This is a genomic window from Trichocoleus desertorum AS-A10, from assembly GCF_039962155.1.
Classification (GTDB): domain Bacteria; phylum Cyanobacteriota; class Cyanobacteriia; order FACHB-46; family FACHB-46; genus Trichocoleus.
Window position 1 is genome coordinate 52,699 of record NZ_JAMPKN010000011.1, and the last position, 26,166, is coordinate 78,864.

General features: G+C 48.0%; 15 protein-coding genes. 8 read left to right on the top strand and 7 right to left on the bottom strand.

Going from position 1 to position 26,166, the window contains the following annotated elements; all coding sequences use genetic code 11:
- Window positions 1-2: 2 nt before the first annotated feature.
- The gene (locus tag NDA01_RS15820; protein ID WP_348228682.1) at window positions 3-1,046 is read right to left on the bottom strand and encodes a DUF1822 family protein; all 1,044 of its coding nucleotides are present in this window, start codon (window positions 1,044-1,046) and stop codon (window positions 3-5) included.
- A gap of 2 nt (window positions 1,047-1,048) precedes the next feature.
- Window positions 1,049-1,723 (bottom strand): hypothetical protein, encoded by a 675-nt coding sequence (locus NDA01_RS15825; protein WP_348228683.1) that lies wholly within the window; start codon window positions 1,721-1,723, stop codon window positions 1,049-1,051.
- A gap of 149 nt (window positions 1,724-1,872) precedes the next feature.
- Between NDA01_RS15825 and NDA01_RS15830 the strand changes: the two genes are divergently transcribed.
- Together NDA01_RS15830 and NDA01_RS15835 are read left to right on the top strand one after the other, a co-directional pair.
- On the top strand, window positions 1,873-2,625 hold the full coding sequence (locus tag NDA01_RS15830) for an actin-binding WH2 domain-containing protein (protein WP_348228684.1): 753 nt from the start codon (window positions 1,873-1,875) through the stop codon (window positions 2,623-2,625).
- A gap of 99 nt (window positions 2,626-2,724) precedes the next feature.
- Window positions 2,725-5,526 (top strand): TIGR02921 family PEP-CTERM protein, encoded by a 2,802-nt coding sequence (locus tag NDA01_RS15835; RefSeq protein ID WP_348228685.1) that lies wholly within the window; start codon window positions 2,725-2,727, stop codon window positions 5,524-5,526.
- A 67-nt stretch (window positions 5,527-5,593) separates the two neighbouring features.
- Here the strand turns inward: NDA01_RS15835 and NDA01_RS15840 are convergent, their stop codons facing one another.
- Both NDA01_RS15840 and NDA01_RS15845 read right to left on the bottom strand, forming a co-directional pair.
- The gene (locus NDA01_RS15840) at window positions 5,594-9,697 is read right to left on the bottom strand and encodes a cadherin-like domain-containing protein (protein ID WP_348228686.1); all 4,104 of its coding nucleotides are present in this window, start codon (window positions 9,695-9,697) and stop codon (window positions 5,594-5,596) included.
- A 178-nt stretch (window positions 9,698-9,875) separates the two neighbouring features.
- Window positions 9,876-10,346 carry a DUF4347 domain-containing protein gene (locus tag NDA01_RS15845; RefSeq protein WP_348228687.1) on the bottom strand — a complete coding sequence of 157 codons (471 nt, stop codon included), beginning with the start codon at window positions 10,344-10,346 and terminating at the stop codon, window positions 9,876-9,878.
- 965 nt (window positions 10,347-11,311) lie between these two features.
- On the opposite strand from NDA01_RS15845, the gene NDA01_RS15850 reads away from it, so the two are divergent.
- A complete protein-coding gene (locus NDA01_RS15850) occupies window positions 11,312-13,087 on the top strand; it encodes an ATP-dependent DNA ligase (RefSeq protein ID WP_348228688.1) in 1,776 nt (591 codons plus the stop codon).
- Between the two features lie 13 nt (window positions 13,088-13,100).
- The gene (locus NDA01_RS15855) at window positions 13,101-14,180 is read left to right on the top strand and encodes a DHH family phosphoesterase (RefSeq protein ID WP_348228689.1); all 1,080 of its coding nucleotides are present in this window, start codon (window positions 13,101-13,103) and stop codon (window positions 14,178-14,180) included.
- Here NDA01_RS15855 and NDA01_RS15860 read toward each other — a convergent pair.
- The gene (locus NDA01_RS15860; RefSeq protein WP_348228690.1) at window positions 14,177-17,800 is read right to left on the bottom strand and encodes an NB-ARC domain-containing protein; all 3,624 of its coding nucleotides are present in this window, start codon (window positions 17,798-17,800) and stop codon (window positions 14,177-14,179) included. The genes NDA01_RS15855 and NDA01_RS15860 overlap by 4 nt on opposite strands.
- A 226-nt stretch (window positions 17,801-18,026) precedes the next feature.
- Between NDA01_RS15860 and NDA01_RS15865 the strand changes: the two genes are divergently transcribed.
- Window positions 18,027-18,572: a glycine-rich domain-containing protein gene (locus tag NDA01_RS15865; protein WP_348228691.1), complete on the top strand. Its 546-nt coding sequence runs from the start codon at window positions 18,027-18,029 to the stop codon at window positions 18,570-18,572.
- 142 nt (window positions 18,573-18,714) lie between these two features.
- Here the strand turns inward: NDA01_RS15865 and NDA01_RS15870 are convergent, their stop codons facing one another.
- Together NDA01_RS15870 and NDA01_RS15875 are read right to left on the bottom strand one after the other, a co-directional pair.
- The gene (locus NDA01_RS15870; RefSeq protein ID WP_348228692.1) at window positions 18,715-21,030 is read right to left on the bottom strand and encodes a helix-turn-helix domain-containing protein; all 2,316 of its coding nucleotides are present in this window, start codon (window positions 21,028-21,030) and stop codon (window positions 18,715-18,717) included.
- A 170-nt stretch (window positions 21,031-21,200) separates the two neighbouring features.
- Window positions 21,201-22,247 (bottom strand): hemerythrin domain-containing protein, encoded by a 1,047-nt coding sequence (locus NDA01_RS15875; RefSeq protein WP_348228693.1) that lies wholly within the window; start codon window positions 22,245-22,247, stop codon window positions 21,201-21,203.
- A gap of 342 nt (window positions 22,248-22,589) precedes the next feature.
- Here NDA01_RS15875 and NDA01_RS15880 point away from each other — a divergent pair, with 342 nt between their 5' ends.
- The 3 genes from NDA01_RS15880 (at window position 22,590) to NDA01_RS15890 (ending at window position 26,165) form a co-directional block, all read left to right on the top strand.
- Window positions 22,590-24,062 (top strand): LuxR C-terminal-related transcriptional regulator, encoded by a 1,473-nt coding sequence (locus tag NDA01_RS15880; protein WP_348228694.1) that lies wholly within the window; start codon window positions 22,590-22,592, stop codon window positions 24,060-24,062.
- Window positions 24,063-24,194: 132 nt separating this feature from the next.
- Window positions 24,195-25,478, top strand: coding sequence for an MSMEG_0569 family flavin-dependent oxidoreductase (locus tag NDA01_RS15885; RefSeq protein WP_348228695.1), 1,284 nt, complete (start codon window positions 24,195-24,197; stop codon window positions 25,476-25,478).
- A 204-nt stretch (window positions 25,479-25,682) separates the two neighbouring features.
- A complete protein-coding gene (locus NDA01_RS15890) occupies window positions 25,683-26,165 on the top strand; it encodes an MSMEG_0572/Sll0783 family nitrogen starvation response protein (protein ID WP_190440278.1) in 483 nt (160 codons plus the stop codon).
- The last annotated feature ends 1 nt before the right edge of the window (window position 26,166 follow it).

The window sequence follows — 26,166 nt, forward strand, 5'->3', positions numbered from 1 at the left end:
ATTTAAATCACAAACTTTTCGGTGACGCTGACTTCTCCTAGGACTAATCTGACATGGAATTGTTCGCCTGTCCGGCCTCTGAGTAACAACTGGATGAAGTTATCAGTTTGGTGGCTGTGAACTGCTAAAGGAGCACCACTGGCATCCAAAACGGGTTGATTTGCTGCATCCAACACGATGAGTTGCAGATTTGGGGGAAGAAAACGCTGCTCGCGAGTGGGATGGACTTGCAGGAGGACTTCATGTTTAATCTCAGGAGTGCCTGGTAAAGGAGTGACTTCCACAACTAGAGCGGCTACATGAGCCGTGGGTTGTCCTCCTAACTCAATTAACTTTCCTCGTCGTATACCTGTTGGTGGCTCCAGGCTAGCTTCAGAAGCGATGATCGCGGGTGCGGAGCGATCGCCTCTAAAGTTAAAGGCTGGACGCAGATCGTCACTAAACAAATCTTCCCAAGTTTGCCAGCCTACCTCAAAGATGTTCTGTAGCCACTGCCCTAAATTTACGGGCGCACTCGGCACTGTGATTCGTGTTTCTGGAGTAGTAACTGCCTGGGCACTGTGGAGTTGATGCAGATGAGCCGCTAAGGTTGCGAGAGGTTGAAAATCGGTGAGAGCGAGTTGGGTGAGAGGTGAGGTTGAAGGCGCGATCGCCGGAACAAAACCCAGCAATTGCACAGCATCCAATTGGGGCTGAAACTGTACACCAACGTAGCCAATGCGCTGATCTAAGGTTTCTGGTGGTAAGTGGCAAACCGAGGTTTCCGGCAGGATGGGGCGGCATTCTAGTTTCCCTACGTTAGGAATGACTAGATCGGCCACATCTAACACCGCTTGCAAATGAAGTTGCCAACTGTCTCCTTGGCTAAGATCCGTGGCAATGCGAATCCAACGGAGATAGGTGTGAACGGCGTAGACCGCCAAGGTATTGAGATAAACCCGCTTGCCATGATGCGGATTGATTTGCTCAGCGGCAAATTTCCGCGCCCAAGCATGAGCATCGCGGTTGAGAGGAACGGTGAGGAGCGGAGTGTGAGTGCTGTTCATACCTATTTATCGGGTTGGTAGCCGAAATTTTGGGCGATTTCTTGCAACAAAGGTAAAACTTTGTGTTTCCAATGCCAGTAAAGCGCTTGGTAAGGCACTTCTAGCTCACGAGCGATCGCCGTTAATTTGTCTGGCGGTGACTTCAACAGTAAGCGTTGGGCCAACACTTGAGCATGGGCTTGGGGATAAGCGCCGGGGTGACATTGGCGCAATCTAGCTTCAGGGTCTTGCTCAACATATTGCTGCAACTGCTGGCCCACCCGCTTGGCGCGGCGCTGTTGCTGTTGCTGCTCAATCTCGGCATCCAGTTCCCAAATGGTGCAAGCAGCCGTAGCAGGTAGGTCTATCTCTAAAGGCAACGGAGTTGGCTGAGTAGGGCTGTGGAGGTCTTGGACTCGATATTTTAAGCGGAGTTTTTTATTAATCCAGGCGACTAAACTCGTTTCAAAGGATAAATTCGGTTGTGGTTGAAACTCGCTACAGAGGCGATCGCCCAACTCGATCAGCGTTTCATTGAGGACATCGGCGTAGTTGGGATGACTAGAGCGCGCCAAGCCAGGCAAAGCGAGCACCTGAGTCAGCAGGAGCGTCATGGCCTGTTGCCATTGCCAAGTTTGAGGAGTCGCTTGGCAGACTGCCGCAACCAGTTGCCTCAGTTGTTCGTCCCGTTCACTCATGGCTGCTCAACTATCTCTACATGCACCACTGAATGGCACTACTTCATGGCTTCTTATTGATAAACCATTTAGCTTGATTCGCCAATATAAAGTTTCAGCAAAGCCTGAGTGTAACTCCCAAAATTTGTTTGCGATCGCCTGAGAGAAAAGTGAACTGCTGGCTACAGCAAATCGCAGAGGGAGAAAATATGGGGCACGCTAGGGGGCAGGTTGGAGGGCATGTTGGGGGTTACTTTGGGATATTGATGCAGCTCTTGCGCGATCGCCCAGGCTTTATGGAGGAAGTGAATCAGGGAATTAAGCTAGAACAAAAAATTATTGCCCTGCTGGTCGCCAGCTCGATTCTATTTACAGTTTATGGAGCCGTGATTGGTTCCTTTACAGGCGGACTGCAAATTGTGGCTTCTGCCATTAAGCTACCAGCGCTGTACTTAATTACTTTGGTAATTTGCCTGCCGACACTGTATTTCTTCAATATCCTTTTTGGCTCCAACCGCAGCTTTGCTCAACATTTTGCCTTGCTATTATCATCGGTGTCGCTCATCAGCTTGTTGCTCTGTAGTTTTGCCCCCATCACTCTCTTTTTTCGTCTGTCAGTTTTGGACTATGAGTTCTTTAAGCTCCTCAATGTGGTGATCTTCGCGGTGACTGGCTTGATTGGCGTGAATGCTTTCTATCAGGCAATGCGACCCACAGAGCTAGAAAGCCAAACAGACACTAAAACTCGGCAGAAAATTTTGCAACTTTGGCTGGTGCTCTACGGCTTTGTGGGTAGCCAAATGGGATGGATTTTACGACCCTTCTTCGGCGCACCCAACAAAGATTTTGAGCTGTTTCGGAACTTGGAAGGCAACATTTACTCCCATGTTTTAGATGCCGTGAAAAACATTTTAGGGTTCTGAAAGTTCTACCTCGCTTCTATCCTGGTCTCTTTTGCTAAATCGTCCTTGTTAGATCACCGCTCATAAACTCGTCAAATTTACTGCTGCTGGAGTTCGAGCATGAAAAATTTTCTCCATGCCATCTTCCATACCGTCTTTTGGGTTTGGAACATTGCATTTTTATTCATTGTCTGTGCTGGGCTCTTACCTCAACTAGGTGTTTATCTACTCGAAGAGAATCTTGCAGATCCTTGGATCACAGAGTCACTGTTGACTTTGGCGATTTTAATTGTTGTTTCTACAATAGCTACTGCTGTAGGGCTGCGGAGGTTCCGCGCTCAACCGCTACAGTTGATTCGCTTGTTTTTTGGCGTCGAAGTGCCGCTCCTGCTACTCTGTCTGCTGCGGCTATTTATCTGGCAACGGCTGAATCCTGCAAGCACTTTAATTCTCGGTACTGCAGTTGTTGGCATTGTCGCTTTTTATCTAGAGTTACTCTATGGCTATGCCAGACAAAATCGAGCGATCGCCAGCATGCAAGTGGTTGCCCACACTTTTTTGATTGGCTTGAGCGTCTATGCTGGACTCAGCATCTTGTCTTACAGCGTTCCCGTGACTCCTGCACTTGTCCTCTGGTTTTTTACCTTTGAATGGGTAAAACCTCTAATGGAATCCTGGAACTGGGACTACTGGTGGGCAGGGGCAGGTGGCGTCCTGCTAGGGTTTAGCGCCTTTTTGTTTCTTCTTTTTCCCTTTGAGTTGGGCAGTTCTTATATCCGCTCCGGGCATCGAGTCCTCAAAGCTTTTGCAGAACAGTACGGCCAAAAGAAGGCGCTGCAAATCGCGATCGCAGGTTTAACCGCTTGGTTAGTGCTATTCCTCTCTTTTCTACAACAGCCGCAAATTCAAGCTTTTAAGTTACTATCAAGCCCACCTGAGACAGACCGCGATCGCCAAGCTCTTGTAGCTAAATCAGATGTGATCCGGGCGGGTTTGCTCAATGCTTATTTGGCAGACTATCGATATCTTGGTTATTCAGAGAACAGCTACTACATCACTGACACATTTCTGCCAGAACCCATCGCTCAGTTTTGGCGAGAAGCTAACAATTGTCTCTTCGCACCATTCTTATATCAAGGCTCTTACAACGATCGCGAGAGAGCTGAGAAGCTTTACGCTCAATTCTTTGATACTCCGATTGAAAAGGCAGAAGCCGACACGATTCGACCGATTCTCAGAATTGCCGAAGCTCCTTGGCGGCAATCGCCAGAGGCCAGCTTGTTGGCGATCGATCAGGAGAATGTTTGGCTGCGATCGCAACAGCTAAAAGTTACCGAGCAGGGAGACTGGGCCGAAGTTGAGCTGTACGAGGTTTACAAAAATGAAACCCAGCAGCAGCAGGAAATCCGCTATGCCTTTACACTTCCCGAGACAGCCGTCCTCACTGGGATCTGGTTGGGAGATACTGCTAACCTGGACCAGCGTTTTGTATTTCAAGTATCCCCACGCGGAGCAGCTGAACAAGTCTACACCGCAGAAGTCAGACGCAGCGTTGACCCAGCATTGCTAGAACAGGTAGGGCCGCAGCAATACCGTCTGCGGGCATTTCCCATTCCTCCTAAACCATTACCTGGAGCAGAGGTACCCAGCGATCGCCCGACAGAGATGCATCTGTGGCTGACCTACAAAGTGATGCGCCAATCCCAAGGCTGGGCATTGCCGCAACTCACCGAGAAGCGCAATGTCTTTTGGAACCGCAAAACCCAACGTCTCTATAATGGGCAGTCACCTTTATTAAATCAAGTAGATTGGCTACCAGCTTTTCTACCAGCAATTGACACAGTTATCCCTCTTTCGCATCAAGTCGAACTGGGAGATTATCAGGTTTCGGCCAAGCCAATTACCCTCAAAGACTACACATCTTTGCAAAATAAACGGTTTGCCGTTGTCGTAGATAGTTCCTACAGTATGTCAACCCACGCCAAGGAACTGAATCAGGCAATCCAGTGGCTGAAACAACATGGGTTTGCTGACAATAACCTCGCCAATAATGATGCGGATCTCTATATCACTGGAGCTGCCAATGCGAAACCCCAACGTATTGATGATATTCACCAGTTCAATCCAGCCAAAATAGCCTTCTACGGCTCTTTACAACCAACCCAGATGTTACGACAATACTCCCGCCTACAGGGTGACACTGCTTATGATGGTGTCTTGTTGTTAACAGATGGTGGTAGTTACGAACTAGGCAAGAATCAGCAAAAGGCGATCGCAACTCTCTCTACTCCTTTATGGATGGTGCATTTGGGAGAACAACCGATCGCGTATGACGACACCATTCTCAAAATCATCCAAGCCAATGGTGGAGGTACGGCTTTTGACCTTCCCACAGCTCTGCAACGCCAAGCGACTCAAGCGGCTTTAGGCCCAGGAGTTGTGACAGTGGCAGATGGCTATGCCTGGTTTGTCGAAAAACCAGCTTCACCCCCAACTGCATCTCCAGACACTTCTCCTTTAGAAGGTGTTCAGCCTAAACCTTCGAGTAATCAAGCTAAACCCCCACGTTTTACTCCCGAAAATCCAGATACCTTTGCTCCTTTCGCTGCACGACAGCTCATTTTGGCCCTGAGCAAAGATATGGCAAACCCTCAACTTGCTCAATTGGATACAGTGCATGCGATCGCGAAACAACTCAAGATCGTGAGTCCTTATTCCTCTATGATCGTACTGGTCAACGATGAGCAGAGAGAAGCTTTGCGCCAAGCTGAGCTAAATAAAGACCGCTTCAATCGCGTAGGCGACAATGACAGCCCAGAAAATATGGAGAGTACTCCAGAACCAGGAATAATACTTGGGATAGCCGCGATCGCCCTACTGTTGATCAGCCGCCGTCCACGTCGTCGATTAGTGCTGCGATAAAGATACCTAAGATAGTTCAACTGCGATCGCCTTTACTAAGACTAGAGAGGCGATCGCAGTTTATGTGCTACACCACGCTGATGAAGTCGGCTTGGGTAATCAGACTAGAGTTAACTCCTGACAAGATTGCTAGCACGTCTCCACCGTTCTTAGCGATGAGCGTATTGCCGTTGCTAGAGCTAACCGTTAGTTGCCCGAAAGTCAGACCCTCAGCTAAACCAATTTGGTCTTCGCCATCAGTGAAGTCCTGAATGGTGTCTGTGCCATTTTGGGAAATTAGCACAAAGGTATCACGTCCTAAACCACCGTTCAGCAGGTCATTACTGCGTCCACCATACAGCCAGTCTTTACCTTCTCCACCTTGTAAGTTATCTATACCATTGCCACCCAACAACTTATCGTCCCCAGAAAAACCTCGTAAAATATCATCACCATTGCCGCCATTGAGCACATCATCTCCAGCCGTGCCGTTCATGGTATCTTGGCCGTTGCCGCCATCATCAACCACGCCAACCAATACGCTCACAAATGCGATATCAGTTCCGCCCTGACCATCGCTGAGAGTATATTCAAAGCTGGCAGTTGCGACGTTGGCATTCGCCGTGAAGACGACATTGCCGTTACTATCGAGGGCAACTGTACCATTTTGGGCATTCTTCACCTGAGTCAAGCGGAGGGCATCTCCTTCAATGTCAGCATCGTTAGCGAGTAAGTCAGCCGCCAGGATGGTTTTGGCTGTGCCTTGGCGAGCAGTGATGATGTCATTGATGGCATCTGGGTTGTCATTCACAGCATTAACTGTGAGATTGACAGTAGCCGTGCTGGTTGCGCCCTCACGATCGCGCATCGTGTAAGCAAAGCTATCCACCCCGTTGTAGTTGGCGTTGGGGGTGTAGGTGTAGGTGCCATTGCCATTGTCAACCAACCCGCCTTGACTCGGTTGTGTGAATTCGCTAACGCTGAGGATGTCACCCAAATCTACATCTACATCGTTTCCTATGAGGGTCGCTGCACTGATCACCAAGGGGATGTCTTCACTTGTGATGAGGCTATCGTTGGTAGCAGTGGGAGCATCGTTGGTGCCATTGATGGTGACCTGGACGCTGCTCGCGGTGCCATCCACTGTCTTGACCGTGAAGGTGTCAGCAACTGAATCACCCACATTGAGGGAGTTGTAGGCTTCGTTAGCGGCGTAAGACCAGTTGCCATCCTTGTCGATGGAGAACTGACCATAGCTACCAGCCACATCAGCTTGAGCCACAAACTCAGCTGTATTGTCCACATCGCTGATGCTTAGCTTGCCGCTGGTTGAGAGCACTGCATTGGTCTCGCTCAGTGCGACATTAGCTGAGGAGAGAACTGCTGCATCATTGACAGGAGCCAGCGCAAAGGACTGAGTTGCTGCTCTAGAGCCACCTTTACCATCGACTACGTTGTAGTTCAATGTCACCGAGCCGTTGAAGTTAGCAGGCGGCGTGAAAACATAATTGCCATTGCTATCTGCCGTTAGTACTACATCATTAGCGGTGAGATTGCTGACTGAGAAGGAATCACCGTCCACATCGCTGAAACCTGCTAGTAGATCAGCTTTGTTGATGGTATAGGCGGTGTCTTCGGTTCCAGAAGTTAAGGTTACGGTTGGCGAACCTGTTGGAGCATCATTGGTGCCAGTGATGGTGACGGTAATCTCTTGGGTGGCTGTACTGTCGATTGAGGTGACGGTGAATTTTTCAAGCTTGGTGACGTTTTGTCCCAGAGATTGCACGGCGCTGTTGTCAACGTTGTAAGCCCATGCACCTGCTTCGGTAATAGTGAGACTGCCTAAGACGCTGCCCGCTGGGGTCACTGTGGTGCTGAACTTCGCGTCCCCTGTATCTCGATCGCTCACACTCAAAGTACCACTGGCAGTCAACGCACCATCAATAACAGTGATGTCTTCAGTAACAGATCCGGTTTGCGTACCACTAATGCTGGCAGTATCATTGACACCTGTGAGGTCGATGGTGAGTTTTTGAGTGGCAGTGGCACCCGAACCATCTGTAACTAGCAACGTGAATGCCTCTGAAGAGTCAGCTTTGAGAGCTTCGATTGCGTCATCATTCGGGGTGAAGGTGTAAGCCCCTGTTTCTTTATCGACCGTTAATGTGCCGTAAAGTCCAGTTTTCGAGATGGTTCCGTCGTTGTTGTCATCTCCTTCGGTAATGCCATAAGTAGCAGTATCCCCGACATCTGGATCAGTGCTAGTCAGCTCACCGCCAACTACATCAAAACTGTCATCATTACTGGAATCAGTGTAGGAGATGCTGGTGGTAGTGGCATCTAGCGTGGGTGCATCATTAGTGTTGGAGATCGCCAGGGTAAAGATATCTTTTGCTGTTGTACCTGAAGCATCTGCTGCAATTACCTTGACGCTGAGGCTATCGACATCACTATTTTCAGGAGTACCGCTAAAGGTTCGAGTTGTGGGATCAAAAATTAACCAGGATGGTAAATCAGAATCATCTACCAGTTTTGCGCTGTAAGCCAGAGTATCCCCATCAACATCACTGAAGGTATTAGCAGGGATGGTGAAACTAAAGGCAGTGTCTTCGGATACGGTTTGATCAGCGATCGCATTTGCCACAACAGGTGTATCATTGACAGGATTAACTGTAATAGAAGCTGTATCCGTCGCAACACTGAAGGACGTTAAGCCGCCGTTCGTATTAGTGTTTGCTGTACCACCATTTGTTCCAGTTATCCGATCCCAAGCCCGGAACTGAATAGTATTAGTGATTGCCCCGTTAAAGTTGGGATTGGGCTGAAAGTAGATCCTGGTATTGGCGTCTGCTGCTAGTAAACGAGCACTTGCATTAGATACTCCACTCAAAGAGTTCCAAGTTACACCGTTATTGGTGCTATAGAACCAAGTACCATTTGCTGTATCTGTGTTGGTGATAGCAATTCCTGTAACTGCTCCAGGGGCAGCATCTGTCACGTTGCTTTGTCCTGCTCCTCCAACCAAATCAGCAAGTTGGGAAACCAATGTGCCAACCGCACCAATAGGAATTCCAGAGTCTTCATTAACAGAATTAAAAACAATACTGCTGTCTGCTAAAACAGGTGCAACGTTGACAGAATTAATCGCAACATTATCAACTCCAACCTGAAAAAAATAATTAGTTTCGACGGATCTGAAAGCTAGTCTAACTGTGCTTCCAGCGAAAGGAGTTAGATTGAATGAGTAAGACTGGTAGTTCGAAAAAACCGCAGGTGAGCCAACAATCGTTTGAAATACGTTTGCCAAAACACCATCAGTAGCTGTACCAAAAAAATTACTGAAACTGGGATTGAGCAGATCAACTCGAAACTGCTGATTAGGGTAGGTAGAGTAAGACATGCTATTAGGAGTATAAAAAGCTTCTGCTCTATTCCCTATGAATAAACTAAAGTTAAGAGTGGGAACCAAACCATCGGCGGATAGATAAATGTCCTGGTACAAAAGATGAGAGCCTGGACTGCCCTGATCAGCCATTGCCGCGTAGCTTCCACTCGAGGGAACTGAAAATCCAGAGTAAGGGGAAGATTGCCCATTCTGAATATAAAAGCTTCCAGATGAACCAGACTGATTCACGACAGTCCAGCCATTCAGATTTCCAGTCTCAAAGTTTCCATTAACAACTGTTGCGGCTGCTTCCACTGAGATATTTAAGCCATCAACGACTATCTGCATCCCATCATTCTGAGACTGAATCAACACTAATTGCTCTTCGCTAAGAGATTGCCCTCCCACCAATGCTGAAAACAGTTGTCCCTCGTCGCCCCCAGCGTCAGTCACATTAATTCGGCTATCTAGTGAGTGCCCAATCTCCTCTAGAAGCACAGCAGCAATCTGGTCTGTTGTTGCATTTGCCAAGAAATCAGCATTGATATAGATTTTGCCTGTTTGCGCCGAAAAGCCTCCCTGTATGCCTGACATGGAAGTAGCATCCACCACTTGAATCTCAGGCAAGAGGGAGAAGTCGTTGGCCTGCCATGCTTGCTGAATGGCTTCTGTTTGAGTGCGATCGTATTCGGTGCCGAAAACACTATCGAGGACTGTCCAGAAGTTCTCGCTTTGGGCAAAGCCTTGGAGTTGTTGCTGAGCTAGAACTAGAGAATCAGCCAAAATAGCTTCGTTGAGGCTAGTCATGAAATCTTTCCTGAGTAATGTAGATTTGAGTGCTTCGTACTAGAGAGGCGGCACGGGAGCAGAGCGAAGTAATAGGTATGGATTGGAACAGGTTGATCAAGAAGGGAAAACGAGTTGAAGCAGCGATCGCCACCTCAAATCCATCGCTAGGAGCGATCGCGTTTACAGTTGCAAAAGCTTAGTTGCTGTCAGTAAGGCGGCTGAGCGGGGAATCTGCAACATTTGCGCCTGTCAGACTATGGACCATATTGACGAAGACCCAACCGCGATCGCCCTTAGCTACTTCACAGCCGTAAATCAGCAACTCTGCGGTATTGGTGAGGGATTCGGCCCAGGCTTGCAGTTCCCAGGAATAGCGATCGATGGTTTCTAGGCTTAGTTCGCTGGTACCCAGTTGCACTCGTCCGGGTGAGCCATGAGAGACCACATGTACAGCGGTCAAGTTGTGCCGCTGAGCTAAAACACTGCTAATTTGCTCAACTCCATCTGCCATTGCCTCTAACACAACAACTTCAACCCCTGATCGCACGCCTGCGACTAACTCTGGGTAATTGGTGACGGCTGGATCAATAAAAACAATTTCGTGGCTAGCAGCGGAGGTGCTGAAAGTGAGAGAAGCGGCTGGAGCTTTTTGCAAAGTAGCGGTCATGGGCTGATCTCAAACGGTTGAATAAGGGAACGGCAGCAGAATTAGAGCGGCAACGATGATTACCGCAACTTTTCTGCTCTACAGAGATAAAAACTGTTAGCGCGATCGCAACGAGTTGGGCCAGTTGCTTGGCATAAAAGATGCTGTCGCAGCAGATGGAACCATTCGGCAGACGAAAACCTGATTCAGTAATCTGACGGGTTTATAGGCTTGCCGTCAGTTTGCTTCGATGTACTAACAACACTTACTCCGTGAATGTACATCGAAGATACAGCACCCTACCTGTAAAATCTACTACACGTCTTTCTGCTTTACAGTCTTTTTATGAATTTCTTCATAATAATTTGGTGCTTTTTTGAAAGTAAAGCAAGCGATCGCCCACACACTCTATATTTTTATCATTTTTGAACTAGTGAGCGCCTTGAAGTTCTACTGGAAGGCATTTAAAGGATTTTTATATATTAAGAAACAACAATCAAAAAGTAATTTAAACCTTAAAAAAGAAGTGATTTGATCCTTGTAAAAGTTGACATTAAAAAATAATCCACCAAATCTTAAATGAAATCACAGGTGGATTGCGTGAGTATAATTTATTACTTAAATGAAATTGGTTTACTGATTGCGTTCTAAACTGCGTTGTCCCAGCAATCTTGTTAGCTCAGACCTCTAATACTCAACTCCCAGCCAACTTTAACGTGTTGTCCTACATTCTGAGGGTCAGAAAAGGTCTGGGGAAAGTCAGATCTTTTAGCAATAACTCTTGCGGCAGGGCAATGAGCCGCGATCGCTCCTGCGGGTCGTACCAAAAGATAGAGGCTGTGACCCCTCACCCTGACTATATTTGAATCATTCCTGGTTGAGTTCTCTGTTCTTTTGCCTTTCTGGCTAGAGTGAGCCGCACAAAACGTTGAAAAGGGAGAACCGTTTTGCTGGGCAACTCGATACAAGTCGCTTTACTACCATCCATGACTTCGGGAAATCTTGGCGCTAACTCACTCACCACCCCTGTGGTTAAAGCTGAGGTTGACTCTAGCACAGACGCTCAGATGGGTGCCTTTCGGCGGTTTGCCCAAGTGGCAGAACAGGTGGGTGCCACAACGAAACGCTTGGCCAAGTCTGCTTTACTGGGTCACTACTTTAATAGCCTCAGCGATGAGCAACTAGCTTATGCAGCTCGTTATTTTGCAGGCTATGTGTTTCCTTTGAAGGAGCAAAGAACAACTAAGGTTGGAGGGGCGACCCTGTTGTCAGCTTTGATGCTGATTACGAAGATTGAGTTGGAGACGCTCAAGACGCAGTTGGTCAAACTGGGAGACTTAGGTGATGTCACGGCTGCTGTGTTTCCCAATCACGCCTCATCCTTACTTGACCTTACCGATGTCGCGATCGCTCTAGAGCAAATTGCCAAAACCAAAGGCTCCAAGCGCAAACTAGAGTGGGTAGTCAAACTGCTGAAACGCGCGACTCCCTTAGAAGCAAAGTATTTGATCAAGCTGTTATCTGGAGATCTGCGGATTGGTCTCAAGGAAGGCGCGGTAGAAGATGCGATTGCGCGTTTGGCGAGGCAAAAGGTAGAGCGGATTCAGTGGGTGAATATGTTGCTAGGGGATATTGGGGCAACGGCTGTGTTGGCTCGTCACGGCCAGCTAGGGCAAGCCCAAATGCAGCTATTTCATCCAATTAAGTTTATGTTGGCAAGTCCCGCCGAGGATTTGGTAGAAGTATCCCGACTGTTACCAGGAGAATTTGCGGTTGAGGATAAATACGATGGCATTCGAGCCCAAGCCCATATTGCTCCCGCCGATCCAGCAAATAAATCGGCTCACGGAATAGTAATTGATGGCATTCGGGTGGCTCTTTTTTCTCGCACCTTAGATGACATCACAGCGAGTTTCCCAGACTTGTTGTCTCCATTGGCTGCTTTAGCAAGAGGGACTAGAGAAGGAAAAACCACAGAATTGATTTTGGATGGCGAGATTGTACCATTCCGAGATGAGCAAATTCTCCCCTTTCAGAAACTACAAAAGCGGCTGGGGCGTAAAACCCCTACGGAAAAACTACTAGCTGAAGTGCCTGTGGCGTTTGTTGCCTATGATCTGCTCTACCAAAATGGCACGGTGTTGATAGAGGAGCCGTATGTGCAGCGTCAAACAGCATTAACTATGCTGCCACTGGCGACACCGAGAGTTCGTCGGGCAGTCTCACAACGCTTTAGCGATGCCACGGCTTTGGATGCAGAATTTCTCGCAGCTCGCGATCGCGGTAACGAAGGCTTGATGGTCAAGGCACTTGACTCTACCTACAAACCTGGTCGCCGAGGCAAGGATTGGCTAAAAATCAAGCGGGCGATCGCTACTTTGGATGTGGTGGTGACAGCGGCAGAAGTAGGCACCGGCAAGCGCAGTCGCTTTCTCTCGGATTATACCTTTGCAGTGCGAGCCAGTGAAACCGACCCTACTTTGCTAAATGTGGGAAAGGCTTATTCTGGCTTGACGGATACGGAAGTGACAGAGCTATCTACTTGGTTTCAAGCACATACACTGCAAGAGTTTGCTCATGGCAAAGTGCATGTTGTGGAGCCTCAAATTGTTCTAGAGGTGACGTTCGATCGCGTCCAACTCTCCAAGCGCCACAAGAGCGGCTATGCCCTGCGCTTTCCTCGGATTGTGCGGATACGGCATGATAAGCCACCGGAAGAGATTGACACGCTAGAAACAGTCCGTCGGCTCGCAGAAACATGAGAACTTATCGATCATGACGCAAAAACTGGAAACTAGAACGGATCTCACTCACAACTTGGCAGCAGCCTGTACCGTGTTCGCACAGTTTGTCAGAGGCATTTCTACCGCTAGTAAATTGGTGGCACTACATGACTCCGATGCTGATGGTGTAACGGCGGGTGTGGTATGGCAGCAAGCCTTTCAGCGAGCTGGGTTTGTCGCTCCTACCCGTGTGATTCCCGATCGCGAACGAAATGCTTGGACCCATAGTAACCGCGATCGCGTCAAGGCGGAGCATCCCGATCGCTTGTTTGTCCTGGATTTGGGCAGTCAAACTGAACCTGTATTGGCAGGCGTTCCTACCTGTTTTATCGATCATCACCATCCCGAAGGAGTGCCACCCGGAGATACATTAATTAGTGCTTACACTTGGGACCCTGTGCCGAATACATCGCTCCTAGTTTGGGATCTGTGTCAAGCGATCGCGGATATCTCGGATTTAGATTGGGTTGCCGCAATTGGAATTGTCAGTGATCTGGGCGATCGCGCTCCTTTTGAGTTGTTGAGTACTGCTAAGCGCAAGTACACCGCCAAATACTTAAAAGAGGCAACGGTTCTCATTAATGCTATCCGTCGAGCCTCTCACTACAATCCAGAAGCCGCAGCGCAAGCCCTACTGACGCACAGCAATCCTAAGGAATTGGTGAACTCTACCTCAGATGCCGTGCAACAGTTGCAATCGGCGCGGGCAGAGGTGAAAGCAGCAATGGAGGTAGGCCGAAAAGCGGCACCTGTTTTCGCGGGGGATGTGGCGTTGATTCAAGTTAACTCTCCCTGCCAAATTCATCCCCTGCTGGCTCAAAGTTGGCGCACTCGTCTCCCTAAACATATTGTGATCGTGGCTAATTCCGGTTATCTCCCTGGCCGAGTTAATTTCTCCGCCCGCTCTACCAGTGCCAATGTGTTGGAGTTTCTCCGGGCACAGCAGATCTCTGAGGGAGAAGGCAGCTACGGTCACGGGCATGATCAAGCATCAGGAGGTACTTTACCACAGGAGCGTTGGCAGGAGTTACTGCTCAAGATTGGTTTTCCGAGAGAGGCGATCGCTCCCTAACTTACAGCCCCCAAAAGGTGCAGCGTTTCTTTCTCGGCATCGGTTAGCCCTTTTATGCCTTTAATCTTCATGCCTTCATAGGGACGAGGGGCGCGTAAAACGTTGAGGCATTTTCCAGTGATAACCTCCCAAAGGCGAATGGTGCCGTCTTGGCTGCCAGTCGCGAGAGTTTGGTTATCAGGAAGAAAGTAGACTGAATTCACTGTATGGGTGTGGCCTGTCAGCACTTGCAGGCATTTCCCAGCGGCAACATCCCAAATCCGAGCGGTTTGGTCATCACTACAGCTAGCTAGAAGTTTGCTATCTACACTAAATTTCGCTCGCCAAGTCTGCTTCGAGTGGCCTGGGAGAAAGTGCAAACAGTTACGAGTATTAGCATCCCATAAACTCAGAGTACCATCAGGACTACTACAAGCCAGGATCTGACCGTCAGGACTAAACTCGCCTAACCAGACAGGATGTTCCACAGGAGGTAGTTCTCCAAGATATTTCCCAGATGAGAGATCCCAGAATTTGACGGCTAAATCTTGCCCACCACTGACTAACGTTTTGCCATCAGGGCTACAGGAGAGAGACCAGGCTCGGCCTTGGTGTGCCGCGATCGCTCTTAGGCATTCTCCCAATCGCACATCCCAAAACTGAATACATCCATTCCCTGCACCGCTAATCAATACCTCGTTGTTGAGGCTAAAAGCAACTGCCCAGAACCAGTAATTACTTCCTGGTAAAACTCGAAGACATGCACCAGTCTCAGCATCCCACACACGGATAGATGAGTCACCACCAGCACTGGCAATCATAGAATTATCTGAACTGAGGGTAACAGACCAAATTCTTGCAGTGTGTTCCTCGAAAGTTTTGCAGCCTTCACCGGTTGAGGAGTTCCACAGGCGAATTGTGCCATTACGATAGCCACTGACTAGCCAATTATTAGTATGAGAATGGACAATGGCAGTCACTTCATCTTTGAATCCGTGCAATGCTCTAACAAGTTGTCCAGTTTGTACATCCCATATTTTAAGGATTTGGTCTTCTCCTCCTGTCGCGCAAGTCATCCCATCAGAACTAAATGCGATCGCTGAAATCTGATTGGAATGTCCCTCCAGTATCTTTTCGCAACACCAATTTTCTAAACTCCAGAGCTGCACCCTATTTTCAGGGTCAGCCATCGCTAGCAATTTTCCTGTTTCGTTACTAGTACTGGAGATTAACAATTGCATATGATTTGGCAAAATGGCTAAGCACTCGCCCGTATGGCAATCCCATCTTCTTAAAGTCTTATCATCCCCAATACTGAGTAAGGTTTTATTATCTGGATAAAACTCTACGAATCTAATCCAATGTTGGTGCCCTTTCAGAACTCTCATACATTCTCCAGTATGAGTATCCCACAAGCGAATTGTAAAATCAGAGCTACCGCTAGCCAGTAAACGGCCATCAGGACTGAGAGCCAACTTCCAAATGCGATCACAATGTCCTGCCAAAGTTTTGAGGCAGATACCTGTGCTAACTTGCCAAATTTTTACCGTTTGGTCACTACTAGCGCTGAATAGAAGTTGACCATCTACGCTGAATAGGATGTCTTGTACCCAACCCGTGTGTCCTTCCAGCGTCCTTAAGTAGGTCTTTGTGGCAATGTCCCAAAAGCGAATGGTATGGTCAAGATTGCTGCTAGCTAAAATACTACCATCTGGGCTAAAAACAACTGAGCTAACCCAGCTGCTATGCCCCTTCCAAGTTAAAATTTGTCTCCCTGAATGTACGTGCCATAGGCGGAGAATGCCGTCTGTTTCTCCTGTTGCCAGCAAATTACCATCAGGACTAAAAGTAATGGCGAGAATGCTTCCGGTGGTTTCGGTAAAAACAGAGCGCTCGATAGTGGTATCAGTGAGATTGATGCGATGTAGAGAGATATTGGCTAAATAAGCTTGGCGAATTGCTAGATTAGAGAAATCTCGATCGCTCAAGTCTACTTTTAGATGGCAAAGTAGATTGAGGATATTACCTGCCGCATAGCCTGTGTACGATGAAGGTTTACCTCGCAACTCTGCCAAAAGTTGGTTTAGTTGTTGTTCAACCGCTGCAAATTCACCTAATTTAGCCAAAAGCTGATCAGTGAGTGGCTGTAAAATCAGTTGCTTTTGAGCTTCACGGATATAGTCTTTCGCGATCGCCTTCAGCAAAGTATGACTTTTGAAGAAGCGTATATCGCCTGTTTGGATCTCCGCTGCGATCGCCTGAATGAATTGAGCGACGAAATACTCCATCAACACTGGATGCAGCGTAAAGCGATCGCCAGTTTTTTCTAGCGCCAAGCGGCGTTGCAGGGATTGGAGCGTGGTGGGTAGTTGCTCCTTAGAGATGGGAGAGAGGAGATCCTCACTTAGTTGGGCGATCGCTACTGGCTCGCGATTGATTACCAACCAATAAATTACCTCAATTTCCTGCTCAGTTAAGCGCTGAAAGTACCAATCTAATAGGTCTTGTAAGTCATGAAAGATAGGTTTACCATACTTGAGAAATTCGTTAAGGTTGCCACCGAACACATCTCGGATATGTTTGGCTGCTAGTTCTAGGGCTAGGGGATTGCCATTGTAGAGCGCAATTAGCTCCTGCCAATCCTGTTCGGAACCAGAGAACTCATCGATCTCCGTAAAAATCTGCTGTCCATCGGTGACTCCCAAACCTCCTAGCTCTAGCGATCGCACAGGTCGATTGCGACCTTCTAAACGCGCTACTTCTCGTGGCTTCTCGCGGCTGGTGAGCAATAGGCAGCTTTTGTGAGGTACTTCTCCCAGTTGCTTGAATAGTTGTCCGTAGCCTTCATATCCTGCTCGATATTGCCCTGCGACATCTCCGCCTTGCAGAATCGTTTCTACGTTATCTAAAATCAGCAAACACCGTCGCGATCGCAGGTAATGCAATAACCGAGAAAGACTGTCTTCTAAAGTATTTGGCAGGGTTGATTCCTGCTGATTTGAGAGAATCTGGATCAGATCTACCAGTAAAGTAGCCAAGGAAGAAGCATTGAGGAGCGATCGCCAAACGATGCACTCAAACTCATCCTGAATATTCTGAGCCAAGGCGAGAGATAGGTTAGTCTTGCCCATCCCACCAGAGCCAAATTTCAGCGAGAGCCCCGTTTTGCCAGTGCCACCAATACCCAAAATTGCGACTAGACGGCACCGATCCCCTAAAACCCATTGCTCCAGAGTGCTCAATTCCTGCGATCGCCCAAAAAACACGGGAACCTCTGGAGCCTCTCCCCAATCCTGATAACAGGACAGAGACACAGCGGGCGGAACTAATGGAGAACTAATTCCTACTGTTTCCTCTAGTTCTACAACCGATTGCCAAGGCAGTTCTAGGACTTGGCAGAAAGCCTTGAAGACTTTGGCGTTGATTGCCTCACCCCGTAAAAAGCGCTTCCAAGTAGAAAGAGAAACGCCAGGAGCAAAAATTTGTTGGCCTGCGTAAGCTTCAGAGCCCCAGTCGGTGGCGGAGTCAAGAATTTGGCTAGCAACAATCAACCACTGCCTGTCTTCAATTGCCCAGTGTCTCGCTTTCCTAAGCTGCTTGATTCGATTTAACTCCTGAGGGGAGACCTTGAGCGAGGGCATTGATAGATTGCACGAGAGCGGAAACTGAGTCTATCTCAGTATTGCACGCTCATTTCAGAATTGATGTTGACGAAATGTGACACTGAACCAAAACTGAACCAAAAAGTGAACCGATTAAAATCCGTACGAGGCCATACTTTTAGCGATGTTTATAGATAGGAGATGACTTGTTGGTTCTAAAACAAACTTCTCCTAAGCTACGTCTACTTTGAAGGAGCAAGCCACAATGGTGCAGTACCCCGCCTCACCTCAATCATATCAAGCATTTCTCCAAAAGGTGCGATCGCTTGATCTTGGCCCTATTGCCCATCAATTAATGCACTCTCAGACTGGTCCTCAGTGGACGAAACTTCAGACTACTAGGGCGATCGCGCGTTATCTGGGTTTTCTTTATTTGGTAGGACAATATCCTCGCTTACAACTGGTACCAACTCAGGAAATCGATCAGGTTTGGCATCAACATATCCTGGACACACATAAGTATGCGGAAGATTGTCAACACTTATTCGGGCGATTTATCCATCATTTTCCTTATCTGGGTACAAGAGGAGAAGCCGATCAACAGAATTGGCAACAGGCTTACGCACTCACTCAGGTGCTCTTTCGCAAACACTTTGGATTAGATTTGGCGACGGGTGTTGCTCCATCGGATTGCGAACCCTTACAAGCAATGCAAACTTGCCGAGGCGTAGATCGTTCTACTTCTCAATCGCGTCCTACCGTTAGCCTCTCAATGGAGGATGCTTTGAGGAGCTTTTTTACCCCTGCCTAAATATTCCGCAGGCTGAAGCTTGGGGCTATTGAAACCAAGCCTGCCTCCGCAGGCTATAAATAGTTTTTCAAGAATGAGACCGCCTGCGCGGTCTTTGTTTTTGTAGCCGTGACTTTAGTCGTTAGGTGATAGGTTGTTAGGCTTATACCAAGGTTTGCAGCAGGACGGCTGTTTCCTTAGCTTCGGTTAGCATTCCCAACTCCTCAAAGCGGTGTTTCGCTGTCGCGGCCCAATGTTGGGCGATCGCACCGTTGCCACGGGCTTTTTCTAGGCGGGCTAGCGATCGCTCACAAAAGGCGACTCGGCATGTGTCTTGGTTGGTTGTGGCTGCTTGCAAGCCTTCCTCTAGCAAGTGTTGTGCTTCGCTGAAGTGCTGTTGCTGAATGGCAATATCCGCTAACCAGTCTTTAGCTAAAAACTTAGCCCGTTGCCAATCCAGGTATTCAGCTTGCGCTAAGACTTGTTGGAATAAGGTGTGGGCTTGGTTATAGTTTTCGGTTTTGTAAGCCACCTCGCCTTGGTAATACCAAATCTGTATCTGCGATCGCGGCATAGATGTCTCGATTGCAGCGCGGCTAAGGAGTTGTTGCGCTTGTTGTAGCCAGTCTGTCGCTTCGACAAAAAGGCGCTGTTGAATTCGGAGCACGGCGATGTTGATGGCTAACTCGGCTTGGAAGTTGAGGGTTTGGTAATGCCGCTGTTCCCAAGCTTTTTGATAGAGGGTATGAGCTTGTTCTAAATGTCTGGATTGACCGAGTAAAGTTAGGGTCCAGCCTTGGTCCAGCATCACTTCTAGAGCAGTAAACCAATCTTGCCGTTGCTCGGCAGCTTGGATGAGCCAATCAGCCCAGTCGAGGCGAGTGTTCCAGACGTTCAACCGATTTTTGCGGTAGCCTTGCGTGTGGGTGTAGGAGTTGACCTGCTGCCACAACTGCCGCATCTCGTCATAGCGATCGCTGGCAATACACCATTCAATCACCGCTTGCAGGTTATCCCATTCCTGGTCGAGCAGAGGATATTCCTGCCATTCTTTGCTATCTTTGCCGCCGTGCTGTTGCACATAAGACAGGAACCAATTGATCCAGCGATTGCGGGCTGCTTGCTCAAAGTTGGGATGGGTCGCCAATTCTGCTAAAGCATATTCTCGCGTTAGCGCCAAGATACTGTAGCGCCCTGCCTGCTGATTCACCAGAGAAAGTTGCAGCAATTGTGCCAACCCCTCCATCGAGTGAGCGAGATTGTCGCTGCCTGCAATATGCGCGATCGCCTCTAAAGGAGCTGACCCCGGAGACAGTGCCAACGCCATGAGTAAGTAGTGAGGTAAGGTGCCTTGAAGCAGGGACATAGAACTCTGGAAATAGAAGTGAGCATAGTCCCCAACCGCCAAGGTCAAACGAGAAGGTAGATGTTTCACTGGGTAGCCTGCTGCGAGTTGCCCGATCGCATAAATAATAGCCGCAGGTACGCCGCTGGTGTAATGATGTAGGGTTTGCACATCGGTTGACCCTAGCACGATACTCTTACTTTGAACCTGCTGCTGAATGAGGGAAAAGCTTTCCGCAGGTGGCAGTGGCTCTAAGCGAATGGCATGAAATGAGAACTGTTGACGGCTGGTGATCACCACTTTAACCGTAGATGGCAGGTCATACAAGAATGCCAAGATCGACCGCCAGTCTTCTAAGGTTTCCAGGTTGTCTACAATCAGCAGGGTAGACTGACGATTTAACGCATCCTGAATTTGTTCAATCTGCTCCTCAAAATCCATCAATAAAATATCCGAGCACTTGAGCGTGCGAGCGATCGCGCGGAAGACATCCCGCAAACTCCGCTCTGGCTTCAGACGAGGCAAGACTCCTTGGGGTGTGAGACGCTCTTGTTTAGCCGAGGTGAAGATGATCGCCTCAAACGTGGGTGCAAGCCTCAGAAATGAGTCAGGCTCCGGATTAGCAGTGTTGGATGTAGCGTGTAGGTAGTGATAGGCCGCAGACAAAGTCAGGGTAGTTTTACCCATGCCGCCAATACCTTCGATGCTGATGCAGTGAGTGGGGCAATCGAAGGTCAGCGCTTCTAGTAACTGGGCAAGTTCGCGATCGCGTCCTATGATGCGGCTGAAATCTCGGACGGGTAGATTGTGAGCGATCGCCGTTGAAGGCTTAGGGAGGATGAGCGGGGAAACGGGTGCTAGCGGTTGGGTGCTAGTTACTTCTCGTTGAATAAAGCGTTGTAATACTCCCCGAAAGTTATGTTTTGTGACTTTTTCACCTAACACTTGGGAGAGCAGCTGCCACAAGTGAGACCCCACATCTTTGACATAGCCAGCATCGTAATCAGAAGCGAGAGCTATATCTGTGTAGGATTTCCCGTCCCAAGATTGACGCAAAATTTCTGCCTGAATTTTGCTTAACCGTCCTTGAGGCAAGATTCGCTCAACAACTACTAATGCTTCCTCCACCGTCATTCTGTCTCACCCTTTGCTGATGTCGTTGAGATAGAGCGGCTGTAATTCTGCCACCCATCTAGCTATTTCATAGTTTCCGCACCCCACAGACATTATCCCGGACTATTTGTTGGTATTCAAAGCCCCTCTCGTTGAAGGAGAGGGGTTTGGGGAGAGGTCAGCCTTGATTGTTATCGCAGAGAAGCTGCCAGTTCTTGCTGAATACGGCTCTTGGTAGCTTTGAATTCAGTGGCTAGTTGCTCTTTTTGCTCAGTGCTGCAATTGCGATCGATCGCGGAAAACATCGTGCTTTCTTCTTGACGGATGTGATCACCCACGGCATCCATCAAATCCTTGATTCTGGATCTGAAAGCATCAGCATCAGCAGGATTCATCGCTTTGATTTCATCTAGCACCCGCTTCATCTCAGCTTGCTCGTCGTATAGCTCCTGCGTATCGTCGTTACCGTAGAAGGGGCGAACTTTTGGATAAACGACTTCTTCTTCTGCTTGAGCGTGAACTAGCAAATCTTTGTAGAGCTGCCCGAAGTACTCTTGGAGTTTTTGAGGATCTTTGGTGGCCCCAATTTCTGTGAAGATGGTATTCACCTTCTCGTGGTCCAGACGAATCAAAGTCTGGATATTCATATCCTGCTTGTCGGTATTCTGAGTGACAACACTACCAGCCACACCAGAGAAAGCGGCGATCGCGTCTTGCACTCTTGCCCAGAGACCTTGATCGGCATCTTGACCTGTCATTTCCCGGACACCAACTTGTTCTAGCAAGCCCTTGAGCTGTTCTTGGTGCGCTCGGCCTTCAAAGTTAACCGTATTCAAAGGGCCAATGGCTAATTCGATGTCTGCGCCTACTTTCTGAGCTGCCTTATGGATCACGATGCCACTCATTACTTGATTGTGCTTCATCAGTTCGTGGTGCATGAGTTTTTGGTAGAACGTCAACTCATTACCTGACATCATCTGCTCAAACTGAGGAATAAAAGCCTTGGTTGCAGCACTAGGTTCAGATTGAATGCCGTATTGCACAACGACGGTGTCGATAATACCAAGATTTTTCTGATCGTCAGCCAGCATGTTCTGTAGCCGTTCCCGCACGTCTTGGTAAGGGCAAGCTTCAATTAGTTTTTGATCGTTGGAGAGAATGAAAGCCTGAAGTGCTCTCAGGTCTGCCAATCTTTCTGCGATCGCGAGCCGCTTTGTATCGTTTAGGGTTGTAACCATGTTGTGTCTCTTGTTATGTCTCTTATAGGAAAGTTAAGTTAATGAATGTTTTGTTCTTGGGACCCAATCCTTATGGGAAAAGTATTAAAGAGCAGCAAGCCAGCCCTACACTGGATTATGTTTCAAGCAAAAAGGCTTGAATACCTTGATTCTGTCTAGGTTTCAGGTATCATCCACCTAACTCAGGTTAGATGTTTCAGTGAGTCTGCCAAAAGCTGTAGGGAAATATTAGGTTTATATAGATCGCCCCTATACCGAAACAGGTAGCCCTTCCGTAACTTGAGATACAGAGTCAGGAAACAATCTAGTCCTCAATAGATTAGGGACTGGAGCGATATACCAATGCCTAATCCGTTGATAGAGCACCTTGATGCAACTCGAATTCTGTTTGACTTGCAGCAGGGCAATGAAATTGCCCAAGGCTTTTCTGGTTGCTTAGAACCAGAAGAAATAGCCCGTCGGGTCGCCAATGGCTTGGTAGAGAAGTTTGACTGTGCCTTAGCCCGGATCTGGCTACTAGAACCAGAGCAAACTACCTTAAAGCTAGTTGCTTCCTCAGGCATGTATACACATCTCAATGGCACCTTTGGGCGAGTCCCGATGGGAGCTTACAAAGTGGGCAAAATTGCTCAAAATCGAGTTTCCTTTTTGAGCAATCATCTTGCGGCAGAAACTTGGGTGGGAAATCGCGAATGGGCGATCGCTAACAACATTCGAGGATTTGCAGGATATCCCTTAGTGATTCAAGATAAAGTCATCGGCGTGCTGGCAACTTTTAGCCATCAAGCAATGGAGACAGAGTTTCTAGAGGTTTTACAGACTCTTTGCACGGTTACAGCGATCGCCTTAGACACAGCTATACAATATCAGCAGGAAAAGCAGATTTGGCAAACCTCGATGCAGTCGATGGCCCAGCCTGCGGTTCAGAGCCTTAAATTCAACTATCTCTCTCTTTCTGATCAATTAGTCAGTCTGCTAAGTGATACCCGCTTAACTTTGGTAGGCACAGAGCGACCTCTCCCTCTGCCAGTAGCTTATGTCTTCTTGCAAGCAGCCGAAACTTTGTACCAATTTACCTGTCACTATTGTCGGCTGATTTATACAGCAGAGTCTGTAGCATTAGAGGCCATGATTCCGGCAACTCATTTTCCCGACCTCGATCCACCAAATGGCTTGCCGTCCTCTCTAAATAAACTGTTTTTTACTGTCACCTGTTTAGGGGGAGTGCTGCAAACCCGAGCCACCAGTAATCAACGGGCCATGCAGTTTTTGCTCAAAGTACCCAATTGGCGCGATCGCGGTGATCATCAATTGCGAATTCAATGCCACTCATCAGTTCTACAACTAGCCTTTACACACCTAGCTTTTTCGGCAGGTCTACCACTTTGCCGTGGAATAGCCAAAGAAGCAGACAAAAATGTACCTTTATTGACCGATGATGCCACACAAATTCAGACAGCGAAATGGGTGCTGTGGGTGCAACAGGGAAGTCAAATTGCACCGAAGGGGATTCGAGGTAAAGTTGATTTGTCTACCAGCCCAGAGACATTGAGACAGGCGGTAGAAGCGTTGTCCCAGGGTGAATCGTGGGGTATCGACCCAGATTTGGAGAAACAGCAACCTCTGTCTGAGCGAGAGTTGGAGATTCTGGCTTTGTTGACTCAGGGACATCGCGATCGCGATATTGCCGATCATCTAATCATTAGCGAAAGTACCGTTAAGTTTCACATGAATAATGTCTTGGCGAAATTGCAGGCGCGGACTCGTTGCCAAGCGATTTATCAGGCGATCGCTAAGGGATGGCTGGTTACATAAATCTGAGGAAGTGCTGCGATCGTTTCTCCTGTCCTTATTACTAGATCTCCCGCTTCCGTAGTGAGAGATACAAAGACTTGCGAAATCAGGACTTAATCTGGCAACACATTCCAGCCAGTCAGAAGTCAGCTTATGAACAATCACTATTCAGTCATTATTGTAGGTGGAGGTCAGGCAGGACTCTCCATGAGCTATTGCTTAAAGGAGAGAGGCATTAATCACGTTGTTTTTGAGAAGAACAAAATTGGCTATGCTTGGCGCACTAAACGCTGGGACTCCTTTTGTTTGGTCACACCCAATTGGCAATGTAAACTCCCAGGCTATGCCTATCCAGGTAATGATCCTCATGGTTTCATGCAGAAAAACGAAATTGTACAATACGTTGAAGCTTATGCTGCCTCTTTCGATCCTCCCATTCAGCAAGGTGTTGAGGTATTAAAGCTTAGTCAGAATGTAGCCCAAAACTTCTTTGAGGTGACAACTTCAATTGGAGAATACACGGCTGACCAGGTAGTTGTGGCATCCGGTAGCTACCATCTTCCTAAGGTGCCAAAGATTGCTGAACGGCTCCCTAAAAACATCACGCAACTCCACGCTTCAGAATATAAAAACTCCCAGTCCTTACCGCCTGGAGCCATGTTGGTCATAGGTACGGGGCAGTCAGGATGCCAAATTGCTGAGGATCTGCACTTGGCTGGCAGACAAGTACATCTCTGTGTGGGGAGTGCACCGCGATCGCCCCGGCGGTACCGAGGTAAAGATGTGGTCGATTGGCTGGACCAGATGGGATATTACGATTTATCGATTGAGGAGCATCCCCAAAAAGAAAAAGTGAGAGCCAAAGCTAATCACTATGTTACAGGTCGAGATGGCGGTCGAGAAATTGATTTGCGACAGTTTGCCCTAGAAGGAATGCAGTTGTATGGCAGGCTGAAGGACATTAGCGATCGCCAGTTGGAATTCTGGGATAACTTGCAGCAAAATTTAGATCAAGCCGATGCGGTGGCGGAAAGTATCAAGAAAACTATCGATGGATTTATTGAAAAAAATCAGATTGAGGCTCCTACAGAACCTGCTTATCATCCAATCTGGCAGCCTGAGCAGTCGATTCTTAGCTTAGACTATGCTCAAGCCAATATCAGTGCAGTGATTTGGTGTACTGGATATCAGACTGATTTTAGTTGGGTAGAAGTGCCTGTCTTTGATGGCAAGGGGTATCCAGGTCATGAACGCGGTGTAACCGGAGTTTGGGGGCTATATTTTCTAGGACTTCCCTGGCTCTACACTTGGGGGTCAGGTCGCTTTTCTGGGGTCGCTCGTGACGCTAGTTATCTAGCCGATTACATCGTCGCCAGGAAGAAGGTGTCCTACCCCAATGACTGGAGTGTGGTCAATGAATTCTTGCTGGGTTCGTAGTCTAGATATACGTCGTTAGCGACCTAGCGAAATCGATAGGTGACTGGGTGAATTTGGTACTAATTTTCATCGTTTTGACCTCGGAATGAGACCTAGCGATCGCCCTCCCTAGCCTTATTGATAGAGTTAAACCTTTCGTAGTGAGGGATACAAAGATCTCCTCAGCCAGCCCTTAATCTGGCAACACCATTCAAGGAAAAAGAGATGCCTGAAGTAACCACTCCTGCTCATCAAGTTGGTGATTTCTTTGTTGATTATGAAGAGAAAGTATTTCCCGATGTCAAAGCCGAACCTGGCGAGAAAGCATTGGTGACATTCCACACCGTTGCGTTTGAAGGATCGATTGGTTTTGTTAATCTCTTGCAAGCTACACGTTTGCTGCGTAAAGGATTTGAAACTTCTGTCTTGCTGTATGGCCCTGGTGTAACTTTGGGGGTACAGCGAGGATTTCCTAAGTTAGGAGATGCAGCTTTCCCTGGACATCAAAATTTTAACGACCAAATCAGCAAGTTTATGGCGGAAGGTGGCAAAGTTTATGCTTGCCGCTTTGCTCTACAAGCTTTATACGGTCATGGTGAACCCTCCCTGATTCCTGGTATCCGTCCCATTAATCCTTTGGATGTACTAGATCTAGTGCTCCTGCATCGCAAAGATGGAGCCTTAATTTTAGATACTTGGACCTTGTAAA